Raw genomic sequence first — 24538 nt, 5'->3', positions numbered from 1 at the left:
CGCCGTAGTGTCGCCAGGGCACCACCACGGGCAGCGGTCGGACGGGGGACATGGAAGCCATGGAGATCGGTGTTGTCGAGACGGACCGGCTGAGCCTCGTGCCGCTCGCCGTCGGGCACGCGGACGAGATGGCCGAGGTGCTCTCCGATCCGGCTCTGCACGCCTTCATCGGCGGTGTCCCGTTCTCTCCGCAGGCGTTGCGGGCGCGGTACGAACGCCTGGTGGCCGGTGCGCCCCACCCTTCCGAGACGTGGTGGAACTGGGTGATCCGGCTCCGCGGGGAGGAATGCCTGGCCGGGACGGTGCAGGCGACGATCACTGCCGACGAGCGCGGGTGTGCGGCCGAGGTCGCCTGGGTGGTCGGAACTCCGTGGCAGGGACGCGGGATCGCCACCGAGGCGGCCCGAGCGCTGGTCACCTGGTTGAGCGGGCACGGCGTCCGGGGGATCCGCGCCCACATCCATCCGGATCACCAAGCGTCCGCCGCGGTCGCCGCCGCAGCCGGCCTGGCACCCACCGGTCACTGGCACGACGGCGAGATCAGGTGGGAGCTTCCGGCGGCGCGGTGAAACCGGTCGGCGACGGCGGAGACGGTCGCCGCACCGGAGTGCGATCGCGACGCCGTCGTGATCCCGAGGACGCACCCGGACCTCCGGCCTGAGCCGCGGCGTTGGGAAGCCGTCCACCGGGGTGGCCCCCCTACACCATCCGTACCCTCTCGCGGGTTTCGGTCGCGAGGGCGAGTGCCTGCGAGACGGCGGCGGGGATGTCCGTGACCGGGAAGATGGTGTGCCGGATGACCCGGTCGGGTCCCACCACGAGGATGAGCCTCTTGATCCTAAGGCTCTGACCCGCGCGGAAGGTCGGCAGGCGCAGCGCCGCGGTGAGGTGGAGCTGGGCGTCGGACAGCAGGGGGAAGGGCAGGTGCTCCGCCTCGGCGAAGGCGGCTTGTTCCTGGGGAGACTGGGTGCTCACGCCGCGGACGGCGATGCCCTCGGCGTCGAACCGGGGCCAGGCGGCGCGGAACCGGCGGCTTTCGAGCGTGCAGCCGGCGCTGCCGGGCACCGGTGTGCCGGCGAGGTCGGCGGGGATGCCGGGGACTCCGGTCGCCGGGTAGGCGAACAGAACCGTGGCGCCTGCCCGGGGCGGCAGGGGGTCGTGGTCGCGGCCGTCGGTGCCGGGCAGCCGCAGGCCCTCGGGGACGGCCTCGCCGGCCAGTGCCGCGACGCGACGGGCTTCCGCGCCGCCGTCGGCCGCCCGTCCGGTGAGGGTGCCGTCGCCGAGGAGCCACCGGTCGGCCCAGTCCTGCAGTGAGACCAGGACGGGCATCAGCCCGAGACCCTGCTCGGTGAGGACGTACTCGTAGCGGGGAGGACGGTCCTGGTAGCGGCGGCGCTCCAGGACGTTCCGGTCGGTCAGGGTGCGCAGGCGTTCGGAGAGGACCTTGCGGGAGAGCCCGAGTTCGTCCGCGAGCCGGTCGAAGCGGTGGTGGCCGCGGGCGATCTCGCGCAGCACCAGAAGGCTCCACCAGTCGCCGACGACCGCCGCAGCCTGCGCGATTCCGCAGGCGTCGTCGGGAACGCGCCGTGTACTCATCGTCTCACTCCGGAAAACCGTTGACAGCGGCCAGCACGGCCATAGTAGGTTCCCGTTCGGAACTTAGTAAGTTTTGAAAGGGAACTCACTATGGCTCAGCAGACCTGGACGGCCGTCGACGACTACTTCAACGGCCTCCTGGTCGAAGAAGACGCCCCGCTGCTCGCGGCCGCCGCGGAGAGCGACGCGGCCGGACTCCCGCCGCACCAGGTCGCCCCCAACCAGGGCAAGTTGCTGCATCTGCTCGCCCGTATCCACAACGCCCGAACCGTGCTGGAGATCGGCACCCTCGGCGGTTACAGCACCATCTGGCTCGCCCGCGCGCTGCCGGGCGACGGGCGTCTGGTGACCCTGGAGGCCGACGACCGGTATGCCGCCGTGGCCGCTGCCAACATCGCGCGCGCCGGCCTCGACCACGTCGTCGACATCCGCGTCGGCCGGGCCCTCGACTCGCTGCCCCGGCTCGCCGAGGAGGGCGCGGGCCCCTTCGACCTCGTGTTCATCGACGCCGACAAGCCCGCCAATCCCGACTATCTGCGATGGGCCCTCGAACTGACCCGGCCCGGCAGCGTCATCATCGGCGACAACGTCGTCCGCGACGGCGCGGTCACCGATTCCACCAGTAGCGACCCCCGGGTGCGGGGCGTACGCCACTTCACCGAGCTCATCGCCGCCCACCCCCGGCTCACCGCCACCACGGTGCAGACCGTCGGCGCCAAGGGCTACGACGGCTTCACCCTCGCCCTGGTCACCGGCTGACGGGGGATCCGGAGCCATGTCCCGCGTCGTCGCGTTGTCGTACTACCCCGTCAAGGGCTGCGCCGGTGCGCCGGTCGCCGAGGCCCAGGTCACCCCGGCCGGACTCGCGCACGACCGCAGCTTCATGGTCGTCAGCGAGCAGGGCGTCTTCCGTACCCAGCGCCGCGACCCCCGCCTCGCCCTGGTCCGGCCCGCCGTCGAGGCGGACGGCCGACGGCTCACCCTCCGGGCCTCCGGTACCGAACCGCTCACCGTCCACGTCGACACCACCGGCGCCCGCCGGGCCGTGGACCTGTTCGGCGCCCCGTTCCAGGGCATCGACCAGGGCGACCCGGCCGCCGCCTGGCTCTCCGACGTGCTGGGCGCCCGCAGCCGTCTGGTGCGCGTCCCGCCGGAGCACCACCGGGTGACCGACGGCAGGACACCCGGCACCTCCGGCTATGCGGACAGCTGCGCCCTCCATGTCATCTCCCGCGCCACCCTGGAACTGCTCGACCTCGAGCTGGCGGCCCGCGGGAACCCGCCCGTTCCCGCCGACCGCTTCCGTGCCAACATCGTCATCGACGGCTGGGACGATCCGCACACCGAGGACCGCGCCCACCGCCTCGACATCGGCGCCACCCACCTCGGATACGCCAAACTCGCCATCCGCTGCGCCGTCACCATGGTCGACCAGGAGACCGGCACCCGGGCCGGCCCAGAACCGCTGCGGACCCTCGCCGGCTACCGGCGAGCCGCGGAAGGCGGCATCGCGTTCGGCGCCAAGTTCGCGGTCCTCACCCCGGGGAAGATCGCTGTCGGGGACGAGGTGACGGTGACGGCCTGGGGCCGGTCCGAACTCTGAGGCGCGCACCACGAGCCCCCGGCAGCTCCGCCGCCGCGGGGCGAGGCGACGCGGTGGCCCGGACGGTCCACCACCCGGTCGCCCGGCCCTGCGTCCGCCTCGCCGGTCCGGGCCCCGGCTTCCGCGAAGGGGAGCGACGCACGGCCCCGCCACGTGCCCGTGGTCCGGGGCCCGCGCGGGTGGCTGTCACCTCCAGACGATCAGGTACCACCCTCGAGGTGCAACTGGTCGCAGTAGGAGTTCCGCGAGTTGTAGCCGTAGTACTCGCCCATCTCCTGGCACCAGCTCAGGCTGTCGTAGGGGCCGCTGTGGAGCTGCCACCCGGCCGCTGCCGACGGGGAGGAGCTCCGCTCCGGAGCGGCCTGGGCCGTGGCGGGGAGGGCGAGGGCGGCGGCTGCGGCGGTGATGGCCGAAACGGCGGCAGCTCGCACGGTGGGCGGGTATCTCGCCGGCGAGCGCCAGTGAACACGTCGGCACCCTGCGCCGCGCCGGGCTGACCGCTCTCGCCCGGGAGGGAAAGACCGCCTTCCACACGCTGACGCAGCTCGCCACACCCTGCTGAACGGCAGCAGCTGACCTGACCTCCGGCCGTACCCCTTCGGCCGTACCCGTGGCGCTGGCACAGGCGCGGGCCGACGGGGGCGGCCGGCGGAGCCGGGCGGCGAGTCGGTTGCGGGCGAGGTCGCCAGGCAGTGGGCGAGTCACGGTCCGCCCGAGCCGTCACGGCGACGGTCCGGGTGGCCTGCGCGGCCGGCGTCGGCGGGGCCGGCCGCGTGCCCGCGCCGCGGCTCGTACGGCTCCGGGCGGCTCGTCCGCGGCGGCGAATCCGGGTCAGCCGCCCGGCGCCACCGCCGGCGCCGCGCCGTGCCACTGCCACTGCGTACGCCGCGCCAGCCCGGGCAGCGCGGTCCGTCCCGTGCACCACAGCAGGGCGGCCGCCGCGCCGGTCCCGGCCGGGGCGTCGGGGAAGAGCCGGGCCACCGCCGGGGCGCACAGCTCTTCCGGCGGGGCCCAGTCCAGCCCCAGGGTGCGGGCGATGTCGTAGGTGTGCATGGTCAGCTCCACGACGCCCATGGCGGCAAACCCCGGCGCGTCCGAGTGGCCCCACGGGTGCCAGGCCCGCGCCTCCGGTTCGGTCTGCCGGACCACCGAGGCGAGCAGCGCCGCCGCGATCCGGATGCCCTCCAGCCGGACCGGCACCGGCGCCTGCGGGTCGAGCGAGGCGAACAGCGAGATGTAGCGATCCGCCGGGCGGGCCACCAGCAGCCCCGCGTAGCCGACGACGCCCAGCGCCATGTGGTCAAGGGTGGCGTGGCAGCTCCACTCCAGTTCCCCGTCACCCGCGGGCTCCTCCCACCGCTGCGCGCCCGCGGCGGCGGTGGCCCGCTCCAGCACGGCGGTGCACTCCCCCGCGGCCGAAGTCAGCAACTCGGGCCAGGGCGCCGCCGCCCCGGTGCCGACGTGGTGCCGAGGGTCACCGCCGGCGGTGACCAGGACACTGACGGGCGAGCGGACCTCGTGGTTCATGCGTGACTCCCGTGGACGATCGGTTCCCCGCCACACTCTCGCGGGCGGTCGCGCGGGGCGAGTGGTGCGAGTGCCGTGATGCGCACAAATTCGTGCCACGCCAGGCCCGGTCAGCGCACGCGCCACGCCGCGACCCGGCTTCGCGGTGGGACCCGCGGGAGCCGGGTGTCAGCCGCATCGGCTTCGGCACCCCGCGGCGGCGGCGCGCCGTCTCCGGCGTCATGGCGCCCGTCCGTTGCGTGGGCTCCGCCCGGGCTACGAGGGTGCGCGGTCACCCGTCCGGCCGGTCACCGCACGCGCTCGGCGTGCCCCGCGCCGCGCCCCGGCCGAGGGTGGACAACGTGCGGGACTGAGCCCGTCGGACATCGAGGTGAGAGGAAGGCCGGACGATGGCCCATGACGTCAATGAACCCTTCATCGAGGCATTCAAGGAAGTGCACACCCCGGACTCCTTCGCCCGGGCGCTGATCGGCCACGTCCTCCGGGCCGCCCCCGGGAAGATGAGCCAGTCGAGCGATGAGAGCGTCGAGTTCAACGCCCGGTTCTCGGTGGCCCGCCCGGGCAAGCACGCGACCACCACCCAGGGCGGTGGTCTGTGCATCTGCATCACGGTGGACGGCTGGGAGATCTGCGGCTGTCTTGAGGTGTGACGGGTCCGCGCGCCTCGCCCCGGGGCACCGGGGCGGCGGCGCGACGCCGCCCGGTCGGCCCGGCGGCCCAGCGGTGTCATGTTGGTCACAAAGGCCGACCGCGAGTCGGCCCGCTCGCCGGACGGGAGCACACTTTGGCTACTTCGCCCGCTCCCGACCAGAGGAACCATGCGCCACTACATCACCGCACCCCTGCTCGCGGCGGTCTGCTGTCTGAGCCTCACCGCCTGCACCGGCAGCGACGACGGAGGAAGTCCGCCGCCGGGTCCGCGCACCACGCTCCGCCTGGGCCAGGGCACCGACACGGCCGGCGCCGGCGGCAGGGGAACGGTGCGCATCACCCCGGACACCGTGGTCTACGTCGACCGGACCCGCACCGGCACCCCGGAGCACGGTCTCTTCGCCGTCGTCACCTTCAAGGCCGAGAACCGGGCCGGGACCCCGGTGCGGACCACCGCCGACGACGGCGGCTTCCGGTGGAAGGCGCCCGACGGGCACACCGTCGGGGCGGGGAACGGAGAGGGCGCCAGGAGGATCGCTCCCGTCGGCTTCAGCGAGGGCGTGCCGACCGTGGGGCCCGACACCTTCCAGGTCGACACCGTCGCCTTCGACATCACCACCGCCGGGAAGGGGGGCACCCTCGTCTACCGCGGCGGCGACGGGGCCGTCTTCCGCTGGAAGCTCCCGTCCACCAGTTCCGGGCCCGTGGTCGCCGCGCTGGAGTCCGCGTTGCGGTGAAGCGCCTCACGGGGCACTGACCGCGTGCCGGGCGCGCGGCCGCGGAGGCCCGTCGCCCGGCTCCCGTCCCGGCCCGAAGGGCCGAATTGCTGCCGGCCGGTGGGATGCCGGGGGTACACCGGGCCGCGCACGGCGGTCCGGTGTACCCCCGGCCGGACGGGCCGGGCGGGTCAGCTCCGCAGCCGGGCCATCCACGCCTCGACGTCGTCCGCGGTGCGCGGCAGGCCGTCCGAGAGGTTCTCGTTGCCGCCGTCGGTGACGAGGATGTCGTCCTCGATGCGAACGCCGATGCCGCGCAGTTCCTCGGGGACCGTGCGGTCGTCGGACTGGAAGTACAGCCCCGGCTCCACGGTGAGCACCATGCCCGCCGCCAGCGTCCCGTCCACGTACGACTCGGTCCGGGCCCGGGCGCAGTCGTGGACGTCCAGACCCAGCATGTGGCCGGTGCCGGCCAGCGTCCAGCGGCGGTGCAGTCCCAGCTCGTAGGCCTCCTCCGCCGACCGGTCGCCGAACAGGCCCCAGGCGGCCAGGTGCTCGGCCAGGACCCGCTGGGCGGCGTCGTGGAAGTCCCGGTAGGCGGCACCGGGCTTGACCGCCGCGATCCCGGCCTCCTGCGCCGCGTACACCGCGTCGTAGACCTTGCGCTGGACCGGGGTGAAGCGGCCGTCGACGGGCAGGGTGCGGGTGACGTCGGCGGTGTACAGATTCCGGCTCTCCACGCCGGCGTCGAGCAGCAGCAGGTCGCCGGGGCGGGCCTCGCCGTCGTTGCGGACCCAGTGCAGGGTGGTGGCGTGCGGTCCGGCGGCGCAGACCGATGTGTAGCCGACGTCGTTGCCCTCGGTCCGGGCGCGCATCCAGAAGGTGCCCTCGATGGCGCGCTCCGGTGTCGGCGTGTCCGTTCCGAGGATGCGGACCACGTCCTCGAAGCCGCGGACGGTGGCCGCGCACGCGAAGCGCAGGTCCGCGATCTCGAACTCGTCCTTGACCAGGCGCATTTCCGACAGCGCCACACGGAACTCGTCGTCGCGCTCGGCGGTCACCTTGTCCCGCAGGACGGCGTCGACTCCCGCGTCGTGCCCGCGCAGCAGGCGGATCGGGCCGGTCGCCGCGCCGAGGCGCCCGACCAGCGTACGGATGTCACGGCAGGGCAGGCCCAGCAGCCGCTCGTTCTCGGTGAGGCTGTTGCGGCGGCCGTCCCAGAGCTCACCGTGGTAGTCGAGCCAGAACTCGCCGTTCTCCCGGTCGGACCGAGGGCGCAGGTAGGCGACCGCCTGGTGGCTGCCCTCCGGGCGCGGCTCCAGTACCACGACCGCGTCCTGGGACTGGTCCCCGGTCAGGTAGACGTAGTCGGAGGAGGGCCGGAAGGGGTAGTCGGTGTCGTTGGAGCGGACCTTCGGGTTGCCGGCCGGTACCACCAGCAGCTCGCCGGGGAAGCGGGCGGAGAGTCGGGCCCGGCGGTGCTCGGCGTGCGGTGCCTGTGCGAGGGGGGCGAGGTCGCGCCGCTCGGTGTCGGCCCAGCCCCGCTTCATGTTCTCGGCGAGTTCGGCGCTCACCCCCCGGTACAGGCCGTTCTTCCGCTCCTTGCTCTCGTCCTTCGCCTGGGTCACAAGTGCCTCCTGACACGGATCGGTCACGCACTGCCTCGTCGATCGCAGGGAGCCCGCGGCCGCGGACCGGCCCGAGAGCTCCGGGCGGCAACGGCGATGCGTCGTCACGGGCTCGGCCGGACCTCCGCACCCGGGCGATGCCGGCGGTCGCGACCTGCTGACGAGTGCTCCCCGTGGACCCGCCCGGGGCGGAACCAGGCGGCCCGGTCGCAGGTGTCGGCGCTCGAAGTCCCCTGTCCGGCGCCCCGCGCGAGCTTGCTGCGAACGGCAGCCTGGCAGAGATCCGCACGGCATCGCTTCATACACCCGTATGAAGATCAACGCTGCTTTTGTGTCATCTGTCGATGAGGGGATCCGGACGGCCCGCCGGGTTGGTCCGCCCGCCCGCCCGACGGGTCGTCCGCCCCACGGGCCGGCGCCCCGGAGGTCTCCGCACAGCGCGCCGCCGGGCCACCGGGGCGGCGCGCCGCCCACCGTCACCGGCCGCGGGTCCGTCGTCCGGCCCGGCCCGGGAAGCCGTCTGCTTCCGGATGCCGGCCGAGAGGTACGGCGACACCGCCTGGCGATCGGTCCCCCGGGAGAAGACCGTGGTGCACTCCCTCCCCCGCGCGCCGATGAACGACCCGGAACACGTCCTGCGCCAGGTGGCCCGGACCCGCGGCTTCACGAAGGCCGGCGAGGAGACGGTGGCCGGTGCACCGGTGGTGCGGTACCGCGGAAAGCTCACCCACGACACGCTCACCCTCCGCATGGCGCGGGACATGCGCGCGAAGCTGGACACCGGCCGCCGGCGCATGGGTGGCGACATCCCGGTCCTCGCGGAGGTGTGGATCGACCGGTCCGGGCACGTCGTGCGTACCCGCTTCACCTGCGACATGGGCTCGGGCGGCGTGGCGGCCGGCATGGACTTCACGGACATCGGCAAGCCCGTCCGGCGGCCCGGGGCACCGGACGACGCCCAGCCGGTGCCCGCGGACGAGGCCGGCGGACCGCTGCTGGGCTGACCCGCGCACCGGCGAGGCCCGTCGTGGTCCGACACGGCCGTCGCCGGGAGCCGGGACCGCGCGGGCCGTCGGGCCGCGGCGCACGGAGACGGCCGGGGCGGAGCCTCAGCGGGGTGCCGCCGACGGACGGAGGCGTCCGTCGTGGACTTCTACGATCCGGTCGGCGGCGGTGAGGTGGGTGCGGTCGTGGGTGACCAGGACGGTGGCCGTGGCCCGCAGGCGGGTGAGCCGGGTGATCAGGTCGATGACGGCGGCACCGCGTTCGTGGTCGAGCGCGCCGGTCGGTTCGTCGACCAGCAGCACGGTGGGGTCGTTCATCAGGGCGCGGGCGATGTTGACCCGCTGCCGCTGACCGCCGGAGAGCTGGTGCGGCCGGTGGCCGGCCCGGTCGGCGAGGCCGACCGCGTCGAGGAGTTCCAGCGCCCGGCTGCGTACGCTGCGGGGCTTGCAGCCGTCGATCCGGGCCATGACCTGGAGCTGCTCGGCGGCGGTCAGCGAGGGCAGCAGGTTGGGCTGCTGGAAGACGATGCCGATGCTGCGGCGGCGCACCGCGGTGAGTTCGCCGCGGCTCATGCCGGTGGTGGAGGTGCCGTCGATGGTGACGGTGCCGGCGTCGGCGGTGATCAGGGTGGCGGCCACGGCCAGCAGGCTGGACTTGCCGGAACCGGAGGGGCCCACCACGGCGGTCAGGTTGCCGCGCGGAACGTCCAGACTGACCCGGTCCAGCGCGGTCAGCCGGGTGTCGCCGTCGGGGTAGGTGAGGGTGATACCGGTCAGGCGCAGGCTCATCGGGCGTTCCCCAGGGCGGTCAGCGGGTCGACGGAGGTGATGCGGCGGACGGACAGGGCGGCCCCGAGGACTCCGAGGACGATCAGCACGGCGGCCGGGAGCAGGACGGTGGCGGGGGTGAGCAGGAACGGCACGGCCGAGCGGGAGAGGAGCGCCCCCAGGCCGGCCGCGATGCCGGTGCCGATCAGGGTGCTCGCGGCGAGCAGCACGACCGCCTGGCCGAGGGCGTCCTTGAGCAGGTCGGCGGTCGAGGCGCCGAGCGCCTTCAGGACGGCGATGTCGCCGCTGCGCTGGATGGTCCACACGCTGAAGAAGGCCCCGATGACGAGGGCGCAGATGACGAACAGGGAGCCGCGCATCAGCTGCAGGGAGCCGTTCTCGGCGGTGTAGGAGCCGATCGCGGACAGCGAGTCGCCGGTGCTGACCGTCCTGGTGCCGGCCTGCCGGTCGGTGGCCGCGACCTCGGCCCGGGAGGTGGTGTCCAGGGCGATGACGGTGGCCGTGGGCCCGTCACCGGTGCCGGTGGGGGGCGCGGTGCGGCGCCAGGTGTCCAGACTGGTCCAGATGACCGGCGTGTGGCTGAAGAAGGCGTCACCCCGCACCGCGGCCACCTTCAGCGGCCGCCCGGCCAGGGTGAAGGAGTCGCCGGCCCGCACCCCGAGGTCGCCGGCCGCCGCGGTGGACAGCACCGCCGACCGGTCGTCGATCCTGCGGCCGTCCGGGGCGAGGCGGGAACCGGGCCGGACGCCGAAGGCCGAGACCCCGGTGCTCCGGTCCCCGGCGGTGGCCTTGGTGGTGGTGATCCCCAGCGGTTCGGCGCTTTCGACGCCGGGGGCCGCGGCCCACCGCCGCCACTGCCGCTGGGTGACGGTGGAGTCGGTGTACGACAGGTCCTGCCCGCCGCCGGGGGCCTGGAAGGCGATCCGGTCCACCGGCAGGCCGGTGATCGCGGAGATGTTCTGCTGCCCCAGTCCGGCCGTCAGACCGGACAGCAGCCCGACCAGCAGGGTGATCAGCACGATGACGGTTCCCATCAGGGCGAAGCGCCCCTTGGTGAACTTCAGGTCCCTCCAGGCGACGAACACGGCCCTGGCCAGTCCTTTCCGGCGGTGGAAGCGGTACAGCACCACCCTCGCCGCCGCCCCCCGGTGCGCGCGTCCGGCACAGGACGGCACTTCCGGGGGCGAAAGGCGGCCCGCGGGTTCCAACTTTCGATGGAGGCCCCCGGGCGCCCGCCTTCGTAGCCTGGGAGGCACTGTGAACGCTTCCGCCCCCTCCCCCACCCTCGCCCTCACCCCGACCACCCGGGCCCTGGCCTGGTGCCTGCACCTGCTGATCGTCGGTCTGCTGGCGCTGGCCGCCGGGCGGGCCGTGGCCGACGGCCGGCCCCGCGCCGGGCTGATCGTCGCCGTGGCGGCGGCCTGTGCCCTGGTATACGCCGCCGGGCCGCTCTGGCCCCGGATCCGCCTCTCCCGGCCCGCCGCCGCCTGGTGGCTGGCCGCCGTGGGCGCCGTGTGGGTGGCGCTGCTGGCGCTGTCCCCGGAGGCCGTGTGGGTCGCCTTCCCGCTGTACTTCCTCCAGCTCCACCTGCTGCCCCGCCGCGCCGGGCCGGCCGTCGTGGCCGCCACCGCGGCCGCGGCCGTCGCCGGCTTCGCCGCCCACCAGCGGTCCTTCAGCCCGGCCATGGCGATCGGCCCGGCTCTCGGGGCCGCCGTCGCGGTGGCGGTGGTGTGGGGATACCAGGCGCTGTACCGGGAGAGTGAACGACGCCGCCGGCTGATCGAGGAGCTCACCGCCACCCGCGCCGACCTGGCCCGGGCCCAGCACACCGCCGGGGTGCTCGCCGAACGGGAACGGCTGGCCCGCGAGATCCACGACACCCTCGCCCAGGGCCTGTCCAGCATCCAGTTGCTGCTGCGTGCCGCCGAGCGCGCCCTGCCCGGCCGGCCCGACGTCGCCGCCCGCCATGTGGAGGCGGCCCGGCAGGCCGCCGTGGACGATCTCGCCGAGGCCCGTCGCTTCGTCGCCGCCCTCTCCCCGCCAGCCCTCGAAGGCACCACCCTGGCCGACGCCCTGGCCCGCCTGTGCGCCACGACCGGCGCGCGGCACCCGCTCACCGCCCGCTTCCACCTCACCGGCGAGGCGGCCCCGCTGCCGACCGCGTACGAGGTCGCCCTGCTGCGCATCGCCCAGTCCGCCCTGGCCAACACCGTCCGCCACGCGCGGGCCGGCACCGCCGAGGTCACCCTCAGCTACCTCGGCGACCACATCGCCCTCGACGTCGTCGACGACGGCACCGGGTTCGACCCCGACCGGCTGCCCGCGCCCGACCCCGGAAGCGGCGGCTTCGGCCTGGCGGCCATGCGTGCCCGTACCCACGCGCTCGGCGGCACCCTGACCGTCGAGTCCGCCCCCGGCCACGGCACCGCCCTGGCCGCCCGGCTCCCCCTCACCCCGCCCACCGACACCGAGCCCGAGGCCCGCCCGTGACCGACAGCCCCATCCGCCTCCTCCTCGCCGACGACCACCCGGTCGTTCGAGCAGGACTGCGCGCCGTCCTCGAAACCGAACCCGGCCTGGTCATCGTGGCCGAAGCGGCCACCGCCGAGGAGGCCGTCACCCGCGCCGCCGAGGGCGGCGTCGACGTCGTCCTGATGGACCTGCAGTTCGGCACCGGCATGGGCGGCGCCGAGGCCACCGCGCGGATCACCGCCCAGCCGGGCGCCCCCCGCGTACTGATCGTCACCACCTACGACTCCGACGCGGACACCCTGCCCGCCATCGAGGCCGGCGCCACCGGCTACCTCCTCAAGGACGCCCCGCCCGAGGACCTCGCCGTCGCCGTACGTACGGCCGCCGCCGGGCGCACCACCCTCGCACCCGCGGTCGCCGACCGGCTCCTGCACCGGCTGCGGACCCCCGGCACCACCCTGACCCGGCGTGAGACGGAGGTCCTCGCCCTGGTCGCGGACGGCCTGTCCAACCAGGCCGTCGGCCACCGCCTGCACCTCACCGAGGGCACCGTCAAATCCCACCTGGCCCGGGTCTACGCCAAGCTCGGCGTCGAGTCACGCACCGCGGCCGTCGCCACCGCCACCGACCTGGGCCTCATCCGCCGCTGACCGGGCGGGTGCGGTCACCGCGGCCCCGGGCACGGCGGGACCCGCACGCCGAGGTGCCGTACCGCGCCGTGCTGCCGGCGGCTGGCACGCACTGCGTGTCGCCGGTCGAGGGCGGCGGTCTCCGCCCGGCACCGCGGCCACGGTCCGGCGATGTGGGTGATATGTCGCCTAATGTGGCTTCGTCGCTTCAAGGCTTCCGGCGCGGGGCCACGCGGACGGGATGGAGTTGAGGCCGTGGCGTTCGCGGAGTCGGCCGGTGGCGGCGGTTCCACGTCCTCCCCGGAGTCGGCGCGGAAGTCCGCGCCGCCGTCCCCGGCCCCGCTGCTGGCGGTGTGCGCCGGGTACTTCATGGTGATCCTGGACGTGACGGTGATCAACGTCGCCGTGCCGGTGATCGGCCGGGAGTTGTCCACCTCGCTCACCGGCATGCAGTGGATCACCAACGGGTACACGCTGGTCTTCGCCGGGTTCCTGCTGACCGGTGGCGCGCTGGGCGACCGGTGGGGCAACCGCCGGGTCTTCTGCTCGGGTGTCGTGGTGTTCACGGTGGCCTCGGCCGCGTGCGCGCTCGCCCCCGGCACCGCCTTCCTGGTCGCGGCACGACTGGTGGAGGGGCTCGGCGCGGCCCTGATCGTGCCCGGTTCGCTGGCTCTGCTGCAGCAGGCCTACCCGGCGCCGGCCGCACGCTCGCGGGCCTTCGGGCTGTGGGGGTCGATGGCGGGCATCGCGGCCGCCGCCGGTCCGCTGCTGGGCGGGCTGCTCGTCGCCGTGGCGGGCTGGCGCTGGGTGTTCCTCGTCAACCTGCCCGTCGGCGCGGTCTGCCTCCTGCTGACGTGGCGTCATGTGGGACGCTCGCCCCGGCGCGCCGACCGGGCCATGGACTGGCCGGCGCAGTGCGCGGTCGTCGCGACGGTGGCCCTGCTGACCGGGGCGCTCAACGAGGCCGGACGGCGGGGCTGGTCCGATCCCGCCGTGCTCGCCGGGCTGGGTCTGGCCGTGCCGGCGGCCGCGTCGTTCGTGCTGCGGGAGCGGCTCGCCCGGTCTCCCGCCCTTCCGCTGAGCCTGCTGCGCTCGCGCACGATGGGCGGCGGCGCCGTCATCGGCCTGCTGTTCAACTTCGGCTTCTACGGGATGGTGTTCACCGCGAGCCTGGAGTTCCAGCGCCAGCGCGGCTTCAGCGCCCTCGAGACCGGGCTGGCGCTGTTCCCGGCGGTGGCGATGACCATGTTCGCCTCCGTCCTGTCCGCCCGGCTGGCCCGCCGCACCGGCGATCGTCCGCTGGTGGTCTCCGGCATGCTGCTGGCGGCCCTGGGGCTGGCCGGCTGGGCCGCGGCGGGATCCCACGCCGCCTACCCGCTGCTGGTGGCCCCGATGATGGCCGCGGGCTTCGGCACCTCCTTCGCCCTCACCGGCTCGACCGCCACCGTGATGGGTGCCGCACCCCCGGCGTACTCCGGCGCCGCGTCCGCCCTGTTCAACACCACCCGCCAGATCGGCAGCGCCACCGGGGTGGCACTCGGCGGCAGCCTGCTCGCCACCGACCCCGCAACCGGGGTGCGCACCGGCATGGCCATCGGCGCGCTCGCCTATCTGACCGCCGCGGGCATCGCCTGGCGGTGCGTGCCGGCGAAGCCGCGCGAGCCACGGGCCCGCTGAGCCCACGGGCGGGCCGCGGCCCGCGTTCCCCTGCCGTCGGGGCGGGTGGCGCTCCCTGGCCGCCGCCCGGGCGGGTACCGAACGCCTCAGCGGCCGATCGGCCGACACCCCTGGCCCGCCACGTCGCGGGACCGGGACCAAGGCCCGGGCCCGGGCCCGGGGACGGCACGATCGCGCACCGCCGCACCCGGGTCGCCAGGCCGGTGCCGCCCGACCGCCGCGCGACCGGGGAGGTGTCCGCGGGCACGGCGGGCGGCGGCCCGCTCAGGGACGGCGCCCGGGCACGGGCCGCCGGGTCAGGGGCTCGGCCATGGCGGCCCGGGCGGGGACCCGGGACCGGCGCTGGGAGCAGGTGCGCGACATGGTGGACGAGCTGCCCGCGGCCGCCGCTCCGGCGTGCCCGCCCGGACGGGTGGCTCCCGCGGCGGGACCGGCACCGCCGGGCCGGTCGGGCCACGGACCGGTGCCGGTCGCCACGCCGCCGGGCGGACAGGCGCGGCCACGCCCTCCATGCGGCGCAGGCGCGGCCTGTGTGGTCCGGGATCGCGCTTCTCGTATAGGCTGCGGCGAATTTTCCGGATCATGTGGGCTCGGCTGGGGGGATCGCGGGGATGCGCAGGGTGTCGCGGGCCGTGGTGGGTGCGGTGGTGGCGATGGGCGTGCTCAGTGGCTGCTCGTCCGGCGGGGGCGAGGAGCCGAAGGCCGCCGAGAAGAAGCTGGGCGACCGGGGCACCGCGTGCGAACTGCCGGTGCACTTCACCCTGGCGACGTCCTGGAAGGCGGAGGCCATCACCCCGGCGACGGTGGACCGGATGGGCCCGCTCGGCCGTCAGGGGCCGCTCACGCCCGCCTGCGAGCTCGACGCCAGGCCCACCGGGCACACCGGCTTCCTCACCGTGTGGTCCGGCACCGGGGGCGCCGCCGCGCCCGGCGGCACACCCCGCGCCCTGCTGGAGAAGTTCGTCGACGACGAGAACTTCGCGAGTGACATCGAGTACCGCGACACCAGGGCCGGTGGCCTGCCCGCCACCGAGGTCGGCTACACCGTCGCCGACCTGTCCGCCGGTGAGGTCAGGCCCGAACGGGCCCTGGCCGTGATGACCGGGCACGGCGGTGTGGTCATCCATCTCGGCGGGCTCAATGCCGCCGAGCACCAGGCGCTGCTTCCGGCGTTCGAGCTGGCCAAGCGGACCCTCGGCCCGACCTCCTGAGGCGCGGAGCGGGAACCTCCGAACCTGCCCGGGCCCGGCGGCAGCCGGACGGCCGCTGAGCGCAGCGGCGATTCCGGCACCGCGGGCCGGTGGCGGAGGCGGCCGCCCGTCAGCCGCCGTCGGCGCCCCCCGCTCGGCCACCGGGGCGACCGGGCGGGTCGGCCGGCTCGCGGAGGTTGTCCTCGATCCTTCCCAGCAGCGTGGCGATGGTGGCCCGTTCCGGCTCCGCGAGGCCGTGCAGGGTGAGGTCTTCCAGCTGTTCCCAGGCGTGCAGGACCTGTTCGTGCAGCGCCTGGGCGGCGGCGGTCGGTTCGACGACGACGGCGCGGCGATCGGTGTCGCTGCGGCGCCGGCGGACGAAACCCGCCTGCTCCAGTCGCTGGACCATCCGCGTCACCGTCGACGCGTCCAGACCCAGTTCCTCGATCAGCCGGCTCTGCGGCTGCGGGCCGTGGTCCCACAGCTGCATCATCAGCAGCTCCTGACCGGGATACAGACCGGAGCGCCGCAGCAACTGCCCCGCGGCGGCGCGGTGCAGGCGGGCGACGCGGGTCACGGCATGACTGATGGTGTCGCGAGGCTCGGTCATACGCTCATTGTACCGACAAGGAATATCCCCCTTCCAAGCGCACTCTCCCCGGTCTGCTTGCGCAGAGAGCCGTCGAGGCATTTAATTGGCCGCACAAGCAAATGGCGCTCAGGAGGAACCATGCGCACCATCAGCGCGACCGTGCCCGTCAATGACCCCGACCTCGCCGACCAGGTTCGTCTGGACCGCGACGACGTCTGGTCCGGACTGCTGCGCAAGGCCCGCAACGCGGTGCCCTTCGTGCCGGCCATGACGGAGTGCACCGTGGTGGAACACACCCCCGAGGGCCTGGTGCGCGAGGTGGTCCTCCACGGGGAGCGGGTACGGGAGGAGGTGGCCTTCCACCCCAAGCGGCGGGTCAGCTTCTCGCGCCGGGACGAGCGGGCGACCTGGCTGATCCACAACGACATCGGCGAGGACGAGACCGGCCTCACCCTCACCTTCAGCGCCACGGTGGCCCTCGGCCAGGGAGAGGAAGACGAGCGCGAGGCGGAGCGGATGCGGGCCGGCTACCTGCAGGCCCTGCGGACCACCCTGGCCCTCACCCGCGAGAGTGTCGCCGGCGGCAGCGCGACCCCCGCGCCCTGAGCCCCGCCCGCCGGGCCCCGTTGCCGCCGCTCCGTGCCATTCACCGGGCAGCGGCCCCGCGCCGTCAGGCGTCCGACGGGTGCGGACGGCCCGCGGCGCAGCCGGGGCACCAGGCCGCGCGGCCCTGCCGGCGCAGGGCGCGCTCGGCGTTCTGCGTCGGCACCGGGGTGTACTCCCGGTGCCAGGGGCAGGCCAGTGCCCACCGGGTGCCGGCGCCCTCGCCCTGCCGTATCACCAGATGCGGGTCCGGGCCGCTGGTGTGGTCGTACGCGATGTCCCATCCGGGGATCGGCGACGGCCCCTCGGGGACCTTCCGCCGCCGTCCGTCGCTTTCGATGCGGGTCTCCACGGCCATGCCGGGCACTCTAAGCCGTCCCGCGCGCCCGCGAAGGGCCTTCCGGGGAATCCCGGCGAGCGGCCGCCGGCGGCGGTGCGGCGCCGGCTCTCGCGTCCCCCGGGCGAGGGGCGTCAGACGTTCATGTGGACCACGAAGAACGGCAGGTGCACCCGCAACCGGCAGTCGGCGTAGGAGTGGCCGAAGAAGATGTCTCCGGACTGGTCCGTGAAGACGCTCAGCAGAAAGTTGACGTTGCATACCTGACCGGCCGTCAGGGTCACCGTGGGTGCGATGTCGGAAGCGAAGAAGGAGCCGGATCCGGCTCCGCCCGCGCCGGTCTGCGAGGTGTGGCTCCAGAGCTGGATCGTCCGCTCCCCCTGGGGGCCCAGCACCGCTCCCGAGACGGGATCCTGGACCACCACCGTGCACACTCCGCGGGTGTGCGCGGAGAACACGTTCGCGTCGATGGACCACCGCCAGGTGTCGTCCATGGGCGGCGCAATCCGCGCGACCCCGTCGACGGTGGCTTTCAGCGCCACCCCCACACCCGCGGTCGCCCAGCTGGCGCCGCTGCCGAAGTACCCCTGGACGAAGGCCTCGAACGTACCCGCCGCCTTGTCCGCGACGGCTTCGCCCGCGTTGTGCACCGGATCGCGGATCTCCCAGTCGTAAGGCAGCCCGATGACGTTGATTCCGTGCTGTACGCCCCTGAACGCGTCCCTGACCCGGTCGTCCCAGGTGTGCGTGGTCCCGGTCCCGGCACCATCCCACTGCCGGGACCGGGCAGCGCGCCGCAGTTCGGTGAGTTCCCGGGCGGCGGCCGCGGCGTCGGCGTCCTGCTCCACGATCCGCAGCGCAGGGGTGTAGGCCCGTCGCTCCGCCTCGGAGATGCGCGCGCCCGTCTCGGCATGGGCCTTCCAGGGCGTCTCGACGAGGTGTCGGATCTCCGCCCGGTGCACGGCGGTGAACGCTTCGCGGTTGTCGTCGGGCCGACGAACGGCCGGCTCCGCGGTCGGACCCGTTTCGGGTATGACACGGTCCATACGGCAAGTCTCACGGCGCCGTTCGTGGGCTGCAACTCGGGTGCCGGGCCGGGTGATCACGCCCCGTCCGCGGCAGATCGCGAGGCGAGCCCCCCGCGGCGGACGGGCCGGCGTGCGGTTCACGGGTGCCCGCCGTGCGCCGTCGCGGAACGGCTCGCCGGTACCGGGGAACGCCGCGTCCGGGCCGGCCACTCGTCCCGGTCGCGGCGGTCACAGGCGGCCGGGGCAGGGCGGGCCGGCTCCGGTCGGGGCGGCCCGCCCCGCTCCTCGGATCAGCCCGCGGTCGCGTTCCTGCGGCGTATCAGGCGGATGCCGGCCACGCCGGCGAGCAGGGCGGCGGCACCGGCGCCGAGCGCTGTGCGGACCTCCGGCGAGTCGGTGGCGGCGGAGGTACCGGACGCGGTCGCCGGTGCGTCGGGCGAGAACCCTCCGAGCTTCCCGGAGCGCTGGTAGGCGGAGCCGGGCAGCTTGTCGGCGTACCGGCCGTGGACCAGTTTCTGGTAAGCGGCGGTGGTGATCCCCCGCGCGCCGACCGAGCGGCGCGCGGTGTCGTTGAGCGGCAGCACCCGGCCGCCGTCGACCTTGTACCAGGCAGCGATCTGCGGCTCGGTGAAACACCTTGGTCCCGGCCGCCTGGCGGGAGTAGGCGATCTCGTCGATGCCCGACAGGACCGTGGTGACCTCCCATTTCCGGGTGTGCGGGTCCTGTTCGGTCTGCACGGTGGCGGTCCGGCCGGTCGCCGAGCGGGCCTCGGTGGCGACGTAGGCGAGCCGGGCCACCGGGGTGCCGGCCGGGCTGCGGCCGCGCACGAAGTCGGGGCTGAGGGAGTAGACGGCGATCGGCGCACCGACCAGGCGTGGCGCTTGGGCGGCCGCCTCCCGGGCGCTGACCGGGGCGTCGGTTCCGGCCGGCGCGGCGCCCTCGTCCTCATAGCGGTCGAGGCGGACGAAGAAGGCGGCCAGCCGCGCGGCGGCCGCCAAGGCGGCGGCCAGTTCCTCGTCCGGCCACGGTGACGCCAGGGGCTGGTGGCGCGCCCGGTGGCCGGTCTCCGGGAGGGTCTCGGCGAGCCGGGCGTGTGCCCAGCGGCGGCAGGCAGGGCTCGCGGCCGCGTACGACGCGGCGGCGAACAGCGGTTCCGCGAAACGCAGCCGGTCCCCGTCGTCGTCCACCACGAGTACGCCGGAGTGCAGCGCGGTGAGGAGGGCGTGGACCACCGTCGTGGCGGGCCTGCCGGGCGCCGGCGGGCAGTGCGGCGGGAGCTGTCCGGGGAACCGCGGTTCCCCGGACGGCGCGTGGGGCGCCGAGCCGCCCGGTGGGGTACCGGGGGTGCCGCACAGCAGCCGCACGGTGGGGCGCGGCGCGCAGGCGGCCAGTACCAGGAGGTCCCGCACCGCGGGGTCCGCGCCATGCAGTCGGGCGGCCAGGGCGTCCCGGACCCGGCCGGGTACCGGCAGCGGCGCGTCCCGGTCAGGGTGGGCCGCGCAGTGGTCCAGCAGTCCGGTGATCTCCAGGGCGTCCCGGAGGTTGCCCGCGCACGCCTGGTGCACGGCGCGCAGCAGCCAGCCCGGAGTTCTGCGCCGTGTCCGCCCGTCCACCAGTTCGCGGAGTTCGGCGAGGTCGGCCGGCGGGAGGTCGAGGAGCAGCGGCTCGCCGGGGCACAGGGCGCTGCCCGGAACCACCGCGCGCGGCGTCCCGGTGCTCTCGGTGCTCTCGGTGCTCTCGGTGCTCCCGGTGCTCCCGGTGCTCTCGATGACCACGGCCCGTAAGGCGTGGCCGGTCAGCCGCCGGGCCGCGTACCGCAGGATGTCCGCGCTGGGATTGTCGATGTGCTGGGCGTCGTCGACGGCGAGCAGCACCGGGCCACGGTCGGCGAGTCGCCGCAGCAGACCCAGCGCGCCGAGCCGGAGTGCGAGCGGGTCGAGCCGGTCGGGGCCGGCCGAGTGCGGTGGTACGGGCTCGCGGCGGACGGCGGCGAGCAGCGCGGCTCGCTGCGGTGCCGGCAGCGGCGCGAAGTCCGGCGCCGGTACGGCGTCCAGCAGGTCGGCCAGCGAGCTGAACGGCACCGTGCGTTCGGCCGGGCCGGGTCCGGCGACCAGTACGGTCTCGCCTCGCTCGCGTGCCCAGGCCACCACGGCCCGCAGGATCCAGGTCTTGCCGGACCCGCCCGGCCCGCGCACCACGACACCTCCGTTCCGGGCGAGCTGCCGTCGGGCTGCCGTCTCGATGTCCCTCCGGGTGAGGGGAACGGTGCACGTCAAGGTGGTCCTCGCTCGGGCCTCGAGCCGTACGGCCACCGCGCCGTGCTCCGCCGCGCGGGCGGGCGGCGGGTGGCCGTGCGAACAGGCGGAAGGGGGACCACATGCTCACGCCGGGCCGGTGCCGGAGTCAACAACTCCCGGCCCGCCGTGCCGGGTCCGACCGGAGGGGGCCCTGGCGTGGCCGGTACTCCGGCCGGGCTCCCGCGGCACGGTTCCCCCACCGCGCGGCGCCCGCCGGCGCGCTGCCGGCCGGGCCGGCGACCACTGGACCGGCGCCGCGGCGCGCGACTCCGGAGGGACTCCGCGCCGACCGCCGGCCTGAAGAGGCCGTGGCCAGAGCCCTGGCCCACGCCGGCCGGTCGGAAACCGGATGCGGACCGCCGGTGTCGTGGTGTGTGATCGGCGGTATGGCGATCGCATTGTCCGAACCGGGAGTCGACGGGCTGGGTGGCGTTGTGGACGTGCTGCGGGAGTGGCAGGACGACGGGGCGCCGATGCAGCTGCATCCGGGGGACCTGGGCTGGTTCTGGCGGTCGGGTGCGGAGACGACGGCCGCGGCGGTCCGGACGTGGAGCCGGGACGGAAGGACTCTCGCCGTCGGTCTGCTGGACGGTCCCGGGCTGCTGCGGCTGACGATCGCGCCGGACGCCCGGCGGGACGCGGAGTTGGCACGGCGGCTGGTCGAGGACGTGACCAGGCCCGAGCGCGGCGTGCTGCCCGAGGGGAAGGCGAACGTCGAGGCTCCGACGGGCGCGCTGGTCCACGATCTGCTCTTCGCGAGCGGCTGGAACGCCGATGAGCCGTGGACGCCGTTGCGCCGGGGCCTCGCCGAGCCGGTGGAGAACCCGGGCATGCGGATCGAGGTGGTCGGACCGGAGAAGGCCCGTGCGTTCGCCGCGGTGCTTCGGGCAGCGTTCCACGGGTCGACGTTCACCGACGAGCGCTGGCACGCGATGGCGGCCGGATCGCCGTACGCCGACGCCCGGTGTCTGCTCGCGTACGACGACCGGGGCAACGCGGTGGCGGCGGTGACGGTGTGGTCGGCCGGCCCGGGCAGGCCCGGGTTGCTCGAACCGATGGGCGTGCACCGGGAGCACCGCCGTCGCGGCTACGGCAAGGCGATCACCATGGCCGCGGCGGCCGCGCTCCGGGAACTGGGCTCGTCGAGCGCGACCGTCTGCACTCCGAGCTCCAACGTCGGCGCCGTCGCCACCTACACCTCAGCCGGTTTCCAGCGGTGCCCGGAGATGCGGGACGCATACCGGGACGCGTAGCGCCTCGCGGTGTCGTTCCCGGTGCTCTGCCACGGGCCGGGCCTCTCGGGCACGTCAACGCCCGGGGTGCGAGGGAGGAACCCGGTGGGGCGGACCGGTCCTGGCTGGTTGTACCGCCGACGAGTGTTGTTGACGGTCGGGTGGCGGGAACAGCGCTCGGCCCGTTGTGCCGGGGCACGACCGAGTGGTCGGGCAGGGCTGAAGATCACGACCTGCGGAGGTGCGTCGGTGTTTCAGGACGGTGGCGCGCTTCGGACGCGCACCAGTGGCAGGTACACCTCGTCGACGATCTCGACGAGGACCTCGTCGGGGGCGGCGGGGGTGCCGCGTACGACGAATTCGTTGCGCAGCAGGACCATGGCGACGGTGGCGACCCGGGGGTGGAGCGCTTCGGGGGAGGCTTCACCGCGCGCGACCGCGCGCCCCAGGATGGTCAGCCAGGGCTCGGCGGCGCCGGATTGCTCTTGGAGTTGCGCCAGGAGGTCAGTGGCGCCGCCGGCGGCGGCGAGCAGTTCGCGCAGGAGCGCCCCCTGGGGAGAGCTCCAGTAACGGTTGGCCTGGCGGAGCCATTCCAGGACGTCGCCGCGCAGGGTGCCGGTGTCGGGTGGCTGGACGGCGGTGGCCAGCCGCCGGTAGGCGGCGATGGCGAGGGCGAGGCGGTTGGGCCAACGGCGGTAGAGGGCGTTCTTGTTGGTGCCGGCGCGGGCGGCGACCTTGTCCATCGTGAAACCGGAGAGTCCGGATTCGGCGAGTTCGTCCACCGCGGCACGCAGGATGGCCTCTTCCAGGGCGGCACCGCGGCGCCGCGTCTGCCCGGCGCCGGACGGGCCCGGCGATGGCTCCGGCATGGTCTCCCACTCGCGATCGGTACTCGTCGTACCTGCTCATCTTGACGACGCTCGTTGATCCGTCGCAAATAAGGTACGGTCAGTACCCTAAAGGCTTCGGCGGGAGAGAGGGCGACGCATGCGCGCCAAAGGCATCAGCTACGACACCGGATTCGCCTGCAACGGCCGGCTCGGCCGGGAGCGGTTCGACGCGGAGGTGGTGAGGCGCGAGCTGACGATCATCCGCAACGACCTGCACTGCACCGCGGTGCGCATCATGGGCGGCGATCCCGACCGGATCGAGCTCGCCGCGGGATACGCCGCCGACCTCGGCCTGGAGGTCTGGTTCTCCCCCTATCCGCTGGAGCTGACCACCGACGAGATGCTGTCGTTGTTCGCGGACTGCGCCGAGCGCGCGGAGCGGCTGCGGCAGCGGGGGGCCGAGGTCGTGTTCGTCACCGGCGCCGAGCTGAGCCTGATGAACAAGGGATTCCTGCCGGGCGACAGCACCGACGAGCGCGTCGCCCTGCTCAGCCGCCCCGAGCAGGCCCGGGCGCACATTGCCGAGACCGGCGCCCGGGTCAACGAGTTCCTGGCCGAGGCCGTCGACGTGGTCCGCGCTCGCTTCGGCGGCAAGGTCACCTACGCCGCCGTGCCGCTGGAGAACGTCGACTGGACCCCCTTCGACATCATGTCCCTGGACCTCTACCGGTCCGCCGAAATCGCCGACCGGTTCGCCGGCGGCATCCGCCACCTCGTCGCCCAGGGCAAGCCGGTGGCCATCACCGAGTTCGGAGCCGCCGGCTACCGGGGCGCCGGTGACATCGGCGCCCGCGGCCTGGAGGTCGTTCAGTACGACAGTGACAGCCGTGTGCCCGTGCGGCTGGACGGGGAGTATGACCGCGACGAAGCCGGTCAGGCCACGTACGTGCGCGAACTGCTGGAGGCGTTCGATGCCGGCGGCATCGACACCGCCTTCGTGTTCACCTTCGCGCTCTACGATTTCCCGCACCGCCCCGACGGCGACCCCCGCGACGACCTGGACCTCGCCAGCTACGGCATCGTCAAAGTCCTCGAAGACGGCCCCGGCGCCACCTACCCCGACATGCCGTGGGAGCCCAAGGCCGCGTTCAGCGCCGTCGCCGACTGCTACCGCGACTGAACGGCTGAGACCAACGGTGGCCGCCCACCTCGTCGAAGGTGGGCGGCCACCGTCGTATGCGCTCGTCCTCACCTCACACGGCGAAGGCCCTCGTGCCACATCCCCTTGCCCGGCTGACCGTCCACGGCAGGCGGCTCCTGATCGACCGGGTCCGGGCCGGCAGGCCCGTCGCTCACGTCACCGAAGAGATGGGCACCTCCCGCACTCCGGCCCTCAGGTGGGTACGCCGCCGGCGCACCGAGGGCGACGCCGGCTTGTTCGACCGTCCCAGCCGGCCTCGGACGACCCCGCAGCGAACTCCCGTGACGTCGATGCCCGGATCTGCGAGCTGCGGCACGAGCTGAAACCCGGGCCCGGCCCGGATCGGCCCGATCCTGGACATGCCCGCCTCCACCGTCCACCGCGCCCCGACTCGCCACCACGTCAACCGCCTGCGCCGGATGGACCGGCCCACCCGCCAGATCATCCGCCTCGCCGAGACGCTGAGCGCCGCCGGCAGTTGCCGTACTTCTCCGGCAGGTGGACCCACTGCGTCCCGGTCCGGAACTCGAAGTCGCGTCGATCACCCGCCGGTGATTCCGCCAGCGGCCACCCCGCCTCGGCGTCCGGTCCGGCAACAACGGCTCAATCCGCGCCCGCCGCACATCGGTTGACGGCACACCCGGCCTGACGATCGGACGATCCGAACGAAAGGGACCAGTACGGCAACGGCGTCTGCCGTGACTGATGGTCAGGTTGGTCGTCGGTGCGGTCATGGGTGGGGACCTTGCTGATGTCAGGTTGTGGGCGGGCGAACTGGATGCTGTGCATGAGCGGTTCGTGCACCGTTTCAGCAGGTCGGAGCCCCGGGAATCCGCACTGGCTTGTATGCGGGGCCTGATCGCTCCGCTGCAACGGAAGAACGGCTGGACGCTGGCTGAGGAAGCCGGCCACGCAGGCCCGGACCGCATCCACCG

General features: G+C 74.3%; 24 protein-coding genes and 2 pseudogenes. 15 read left to right on the top strand and 11 right to left on the bottom strand.

Annotation, left to right across the window (positions count from 1 at the left end):
• Positions 1 to 50: 50 nt before the first annotated feature.
• Positions 51 to 569 carry a GNAT family N-acetyltransferase gene (locus ACH4B3_RS27430; protein ID WP_398467159.1) on the top strand — a complete coding sequence of 173 codons (519 nt, stop codon included), beginning with the start codon at positions 51 to 53 and terminating at the stop codon, positions 567 to 569.
• A 130-nt stretch (positions 570 to 699) separates the two neighbouring features.
• On the opposite strand, the gene ACH4B3_RS27425 is transcribed toward ACH4B3_RS27430, so the two are convergent.
• Entirely contained in the window at positions 700 to 1596 is an 897-nt protein-coding gene (locus tag ACH4B3_RS27425) for a winged helix-turn-helix transcriptional regulator (RefSeq protein ID WP_398467157.1), read from the bottom strand.
• Positions 1597 to 1686: 90 nt separating this feature from the next.
• On the opposite strand from ACH4B3_RS27425, the gene ACH4B3_RS27420 reads away from it, so the two are divergent.
• Positions 1687 to 2355: an O-methyltransferase gene (locus tag ACH4B3_RS27420; RefSeq protein ID WP_398467155.1), complete on the top strand. Its 669-nt coding sequence runs from the start codon at positions 1687 to 1689 to the stop codon at positions 2353 to 2355.
• A gap of 16 nt (positions 2356 to 2371) precedes the next feature.
• A complete protein-coding gene (locus tag ACH4B3_RS27415) occupies positions 2372 to 3199 on the top strand; it encodes an MOSC domain-containing protein (RefSeq protein WP_398467153.1) in 828 nt (275 codons plus the stop codon).
• 200 nt (positions 3200 to 3399) lie between these two features.
• On the opposite strand, the gene ACH4B3_RS27410 is transcribed toward ACH4B3_RS27415, so the two are convergent.
• Positions 3400 to 3630: a hypothetical protein gene (locus ACH4B3_RS27410; RefSeq protein ID WP_398467151.1), complete on the bottom strand. Its 231-nt coding sequence runs from the start codon at positions 3628 to 3630 to the stop codon at positions 3400 to 3402.
• A 400-nt stretch (positions 3631 to 4030) separates the two neighbouring features.
• Positions 4031 to 4726: a hypothetical protein gene (locus tag ACH4B3_RS27405; protein WP_398467149.1), complete on the bottom strand. Its 696-nt coding sequence runs from the start codon at positions 4724 to 4726 to the stop codon at positions 4031 to 4033.
• A 389-nt stretch (positions 4727 to 5115) separates the two neighbouring features.
• Between ACH4B3_RS27405 and ACH4B3_RS27400 the strand changes: the two genes are divergently transcribed.
• Together ACH4B3_RS27400 and ACH4B3_RS27395 are read left to right on the top strand one after the other, a co-directional pair.
• Positions 5116 to 5376: a hypothetical protein gene (locus ACH4B3_RS27400; RefSeq protein ID WP_398467147.1), complete on the top strand. Its 261-nt coding sequence runs from the start codon at positions 5116 to 5118 to the stop codon at positions 5374 to 5376.
• A 168-nt stretch (positions 5377 to 5544) separates the two neighbouring features.
• A complete protein-coding gene (locus ACH4B3_RS27395) occupies positions 5545 to 6114 on the top strand; it encodes a hypothetical protein (RefSeq protein WP_398467145.1) in 570 nt (189 codons plus the stop codon).
• Positions 6115 to 6284: 170 nt separating this feature from the next.
• Here the strand turns inward: ACH4B3_RS27395 and ACH4B3_RS27390 are convergent, their stop codons facing one another.
• Complete coding sequence (locus ACH4B3_RS27390; protein WP_398467143.1) at positions 6285 to 7721, bottom strand: aminopeptidase P family protein; 1437 nt, start codon at positions 7719 to 7721, stop codon at positions 6285 to 6287.
• Positions 7722 to 8251: 530 nt separating this feature from the next.
• On the opposite strand from ACH4B3_RS27390, the gene ACH4B3_RS27385 reads away from it, so the two are divergent.
• The gene (locus ACH4B3_RS27385; protein WP_398467141.1) at positions 8252 to 8725 is read left to right on the top strand and encodes a hypothetical protein; all 474 of its coding nucleotides are present in this window, start codon (positions 8252 to 8254) and stop codon (positions 8723 to 8725) included.
• A gap of 105 nt (positions 8726 to 8830) precedes the next feature.
• On the opposite strand, the gene ACH4B3_RS27380 is transcribed toward ACH4B3_RS27385, so the two are convergent.
• Together ACH4B3_RS27380 and ACH4B3_RS27375 are read right to left on the bottom strand one after the other, a co-directional pair.
• A complete protein-coding gene (locus ACH4B3_RS27380) occupies positions 8831 to 9514 on the bottom strand; it encodes an ABC transporter ATP-binding protein (protein WP_398467139.1) in 684 nt (227 codons plus the stop codon).
• Positions 9511 to 10599: an ABC transporter permease gene (locus tag ACH4B3_RS27375; RefSeq protein WP_398467137.1), complete on the bottom strand. Its 1089-nt coding sequence runs from the start codon at positions 10597 to 10599 to the stop codon at positions 9511 to 9513. Before ACH4B3_RS27375 ends, ACH4B3_RS27380 begins: the two co-directional genes overlap by 4 nt.
• A 172-nt stretch (positions 10600 to 10771) precedes the next feature.
• On the opposite strand from ACH4B3_RS27375, the gene ACH4B3_RS27370 reads away from it, so the two are divergent.
• From ACH4B3_RS27370 to ACH4B3_RS27355, 4 genes are all read left to right on the top strand, one after another.
• Positions 10772 to 12004 (top strand): sensor histidine kinase, encoded by a 1233-nt coding sequence (locus ACH4B3_RS27370; RefSeq protein ID WP_398467135.1) that lies wholly within the window; start codon positions 10772 to 10774, stop codon positions 12002 to 12004.
• Positions 12001 to 12636, top strand: a complete 636-nt coding sequence (locus ACH4B3_RS27365; protein WP_398467133.1) for a response regulator — start codon at positions 12001 to 12003, stop codon at positions 12634 to 12636. Before ACH4B3_RS27370 ends, ACH4B3_RS27365 begins: the two co-directional genes overlap by 4 nt.
• Before the next feature lie 234 nt (positions 12637 to 12870).
• Entirely contained in the window at positions 12871 to 14292 is a 1422-nt protein-coding gene (locus ACH4B3_RS27360) for an MFS transporter (protein ID WP_398467131.1), read from the top strand.
• Between the two features lie 611 nt (positions 14293 to 14903).
• Positions 14904 to 15503: a lipoprotein gene (locus ACH4B3_RS27355; RefSeq protein ID WP_398467129.1), complete on the top strand. Its 600-nt coding sequence runs from the start codon at positions 14904 to 14906 to the stop codon at positions 15501 to 15503.
• A 109-nt stretch (positions 15504 to 15612) separates the two neighbouring features.
• Here ACH4B3_RS27355 and ACH4B3_RS27350 read toward each other — a convergent pair whose 3' ends face one another.
• Positions 15613 to 16092 (bottom strand): MarR family winged helix-turn-helix transcriptional regulator, encoded by a 480-nt coding sequence (locus ACH4B3_RS27350; RefSeq protein ID WP_398467128.1) that lies wholly within the window; start codon positions 16090 to 16092, stop codon positions 15613 to 15615.
• Positions 16093 to 16212: 120 nt separating this feature from the next.
• Between ACH4B3_RS27350 and ACH4B3_RS27345 the strand changes: the two genes are divergently transcribed.
• The gene (locus tag ACH4B3_RS27345; protein ID WP_398467126.1) at positions 16213 to 16680 is read left to right on the top strand and encodes an SRPBCC family protein; all 468 of its coding nucleotides are present in this window, start codon (positions 16213 to 16215) and stop codon (positions 16678 to 16680) included.
• 64 nt (positions 16681 to 16744) lie between these two features.
• On the opposite strand, the gene ACH4B3_RS27340 is transcribed toward ACH4B3_RS27345, so the two are convergent.
• From ACH4B3_RS27340 to ACH4B3_RS27330, 3 genes are all read right to left on the bottom strand, one after another.
• A complete protein-coding gene (locus ACH4B3_RS27340) occupies positions 16745 to 17035 on the bottom strand; it encodes a hypothetical protein (protein WP_398467124.1) in 291 nt (96 codons plus the stop codon).
• 113 nt (positions 17036 to 17148) lie between these two features.
• Positions 17149 to 18060, bottom strand: coding sequence for a hypothetical protein (locus ACH4B3_RS27335; RefSeq protein WP_398467122.1), 912 nt, complete (start codon positions 18058 to 18060; stop codon positions 17149 to 17151).
• Between the two features lie 210 nt (positions 18061 to 18270).
• Complete coding sequence (locus ACH4B3_RS27330; protein WP_398467120.1) at positions 18271 to 20355, bottom strand: AAA family ATPase; 2085 nt, start codon at positions 20353 to 20355, stop codon at positions 18271 to 18273.
• A 371-nt stretch (positions 20356 to 20726) separates the two neighbouring features.
• Between ACH4B3_RS27330 and ACH4B3_RS27325 the strand changes: the two genes are divergently transcribed.
• Positions 20727 to 21593, top strand: a complete 867-nt coding sequence (locus ACH4B3_RS27325; protein WP_398467118.1) for a GNAT family N-acetyltransferase — start codon at positions 20727 to 20729, stop codon at positions 21591 to 21593.
• Between the two features lie 233 nt (positions 21594 to 21826).
• Here ACH4B3_RS27325 and ACH4B3_RS27320 read toward each other — a convergent pair whose 3' ends face one another.
• Complete coding sequence (locus ACH4B3_RS27320; protein ID WP_398467116.1) at positions 21827 to 22441, bottom strand: TetR/AcrR family transcriptional regulator; 615 nt, start codon at positions 22439 to 22441, stop codon at positions 21827 to 21829.
• A gap of 118 nt (positions 22442 to 22559) precedes the next feature.
• Between ACH4B3_RS27320 and ACH4B3_RS27315 the strand changes: the two genes are divergently transcribed.
• From ACH4B3_RS27315 to ACH4B3_RS27305, 3 genes and pseudogenes are all read left to right on the top strand, one after another.
• Complete coding sequence (locus tag ACH4B3_RS27315; RefSeq protein ID WP_398467114.1) at positions 22560 to 23582, top strand: hypothetical protein; 1023 nt, start codon at positions 22560 to 22562, stop codon at positions 23580 to 23582.
• A 92-nt stretch (positions 23583 to 23674) separates the two neighbouring features.
• Positions 23675 to 24061: pseudogene (locus ACH4B3_RS27310) on the top strand (helix-turn-helix domain-containing protein); the annotation flags it as partial.
• Positions 24062 to 24335: 274 nt separating this feature from the next.
• A pseudogene (locus ACH4B3_RS27305) lies at positions 24336 to 24538 on the top strand (IS701 family transposase); the annotation flags it as partial.

The sequence above is a fragment of the Streptomyces sp. NPDC018031 genome (assembly GCF_044327625.1).
Lineage (GTDB): Bacteria > Actinomycetota > Actinomycetes > Streptomycetales > Streptomycetaceae > Streptomyces.
The sequence above is the reverse complement of the archived record's forward strand: the minus strand, read 5'-3'. Positions and strand labels throughout refer to the sequence as shown.